3 protein-coding genes and 2 pseudogenes are annotated in these 2,228 nt (G+C 64.5%); 1 reads left to right on the top strand and 4 read right to left on the bottom strand.

The features are described 5' to 3' along the window. From ACRDU5_RS07255 to ACRDU5_RS07240, 4 genes and pseudogenes are all read right to left on the bottom strand, one after another. Window positions 1-314 (bottom strand): annotated as a pseudogene (locus ACRDU5_RS07255) (class 1b ribonucleoside-diphosphate reductase subunit alpha); the annotation flags it as partial. Continuing rightward, window positions 281-724 (bottom strand): class Ib ribonucleoside-diphosphate reductase assembly flavoprotein NrdI, encoded by a 444-nt coding sequence (gene nrdI / locus ACRDU5_RS07250; RefSeq protein ID WP_526613806.1) that lies wholly within the window; start codon window positions 722-724, stop codon window positions 281-283. The pseudogene ACRDU5_RS07255 and the gene nrdI, both read right to left, overlap by 34 nt. Window positions 725-755: 31 nt before the next feature. Further along, on the bottom strand, window positions 756-998 hold the full coding sequence (locus ACRDU5_RS07245; RefSeq protein WP_526613805.1) for a redoxin NrdH: 243 nt from the start codon (window positions 996-998) through the stop codon (window positions 756-758). A gap of 451 nt (window positions 999-1,449) precedes the next feature. After that, the gene (locus tag ACRDU5_RS07240) at window positions 1,450-2,013 is read right to left on the bottom strand and encodes an NADPH-dependent FMN reductase (protein ID WP_526613804.1); all 564 of its coding nucleotides are present in this window, start codon (window positions 2,011-2,013) and stop codon (window positions 1,450-1,452) included. An 88-nt stretch (window positions 2,014-2,101) separates the two neighbouring features. Between ACRDU5_RS07240 and ACRDU5_RS07235 the strand changes: the two are divergent. Then, a pseudogene (locus ACRDU5_RS07235) lies at window positions 2,102-2,228 on the top strand (TetR/AcrR family transcriptional regulator); the annotation flags it as partial.

The raw sequence follows: 2,228 nt of genomic DNA, 5'->3' as shown, positions 1-2,228 counted from the left end.
TAGGCGCGGTCGAGCAGGGTCTTGACGAAGTTGCGTGAGTACTGATCGAGCACCTCACGCTCGTAATAGTTCTGCTGGATCAGGTAATCCAGCTTCTCGTCGATGTCGTGGAAGAACACCGTGTTCTGGTTGACGTGCTCGCGGAAGTACTGATGCGCGGCCTGCACATCCTTGTCGAACTGAATCTTGCCGTCGGCGTCGTACAGATTCAGCATCGCGTTGAGCGCGTGATAGTCCGTCTCGTCCGCGCCTGAAGAGTGGGTGCCAGGGGCGGCGGAGGTTACAGGCTCTGCAGCTGCGACGGTTGGTGGCACGTCTCGTCCTTCCAGAAGTCCGCGAGCCCCGCTCGGACGGCGTCCACGTCGTCGGGGGTTCCCATCAGTTCGAAGCGGTACAGGTACGGAACGCCACACTTGGTGGACACCACGTTGCCCGCGTAGGCGAATTCCGCACCGAAGTTGTTGTTACCGGCCGCGATGACACCGCGGATTAGCGATCGGTTGTGCTCGTTGTTCAGGAAGGCGATGACCTGCTTGGGGACGTAGCCCCCGTCATTGATGTCCGGTGTGGCGCGCCCACCACCGTAGGTGGGCAGCACCAACACGTACGGCTCGTCGACCTCGATGCGGCCGTGCAGCGGGATCCGGATAGCGGGGAGGCCGAGCTTCTGCACGAAGCGGTGGGTGTTTTCCGACACGCTGGAGAAGTAGACGAGGTTGCTCATCCGTTCTCCTTCCTAACTGTCGGAACACCGCTTATGCGGTGAGTACCCCGGTTCCGCCCAGCGCCTTGATGCGATCGGGACGGAACCCCGACCAGTGCTCGTTGCCGGCCACCACGACGGGCGCCTGCAGGTAGCCCAGCGCCATGACATAGTCCCGCGCCTCGGTGTCGAGGGTGATGTCGACCTTCTCGAAGGCGATGCCGTGCTTCTCCAGCGCCTTGTAGGTGGCGTTGCACTGCACGCATGCGGGCTTGGTGTACACGGTGATGTTCATCGGCGGTACGGCTCCTCTGCGGAAGTCGGGACTGGCAACTGATCGGGTACTGCATATCGCTGGTTTCAGCGACCCGCGGGCCCTCAAAATTCCTGCCGTCCGGGGGTGCTTGACCGACGTGTCGGAAACCGATTCCGCCGGATTCAGCGCTCCGGCCGACCCTCGAAAAGCTTGGGAACCGTGGGGGTCTGTCGGTGTGGAAAACACTACACCTAGTGGCCGACATTCCGAAGGGATACAACATCTTCTAAATAACATTCATGAAATCTCCTGGTCGTAAGCCGTCGCACCGGCGTGTCGCGGGTCACATTCCCGCCCGTGTCGCCGCTCACCTCCAGGTTTATCACCGCACACCGACAGGGTTGGCCGCGCCATCGGTTGCGGCGTGATAACAGCAAAGCCGCCGGCGGGTCTCGATCACCCCATCCGGCGGCCATCGCGCCGCCAGAAGTCAGGACACCTCGGCGGCCAATTTGCCCACCAGGTCGCGCAGCTTGTCGGCGACCTCGGCGTTCTCCCCCGGGTGCTTACCATCCAAGGAGCGAATCGGCACCGACAGCGTGATGGACTCGACCACCCTCGGCAGGCCGCTGCCGAACGAGTTGAACGACCTGCGGGTGTCATCGTGTGCGCGCGCTCCCCCACTGCGGCTGGCCGCGGCCCCGATCACTCCCACCGGCTTGGCTGCGAGCACACTCTGCCCGAAGGGCCGCGACAGCCAGTCGATGGCGTTCTTCAGCACGGCCGGGATGCTGCCATTGTTCTCCGGCGTGACGACCAGCGCGGCGTCGGCATCGGCGGCGGCGGTGCGCAGCGCCACTACGGGGGCGGGCACCCCGCCCGCTACCGAGTCGTTGTCGATGTCCTCGTTGTAGAACGGCAGCTCGCCCAGCCCGTCGAACAGCGTCACCGCCACCCCGTCCGGGGCGGTGTCCGCGGCCAGCTCGGCCAGCTGGCGGTTCACCGATGCGGCCCGCAGGCTCCCCACCAGCGCCAGTACTTTGACGTCCGCCATTGTCGAGTCCCTTCGGTGTTGGCTTACATCCTTGCATGACGAAACCGGACTGTGGTCCGATCTATTCCGGCTGCGTTAGGGTGCAAAAATGCGCGTCGACCAGCTCGGCGGACTGCCGGTATCCGCGCCGCAGGAACGCGGCGACGCCGCCCGCAACCGGGCGCTGCTGCTCGATGCCGCTCGCCGGCTCATCGCCGAACGGGGTGCCGATGCGG

It is taken from the genome of Mycobacterium sp. (assembly GCF_050701515.1).
GTDB lineage: Bacteria > Actinomycetota > Actinomycetes > Mycobacteriales > Mycobacteriaceae > Mycobacterium.
The sequence above is the reverse complement of the archived record's forward strand: the minus strand, read 5'-3'. Positions and strand labels throughout refer to the sequence as shown.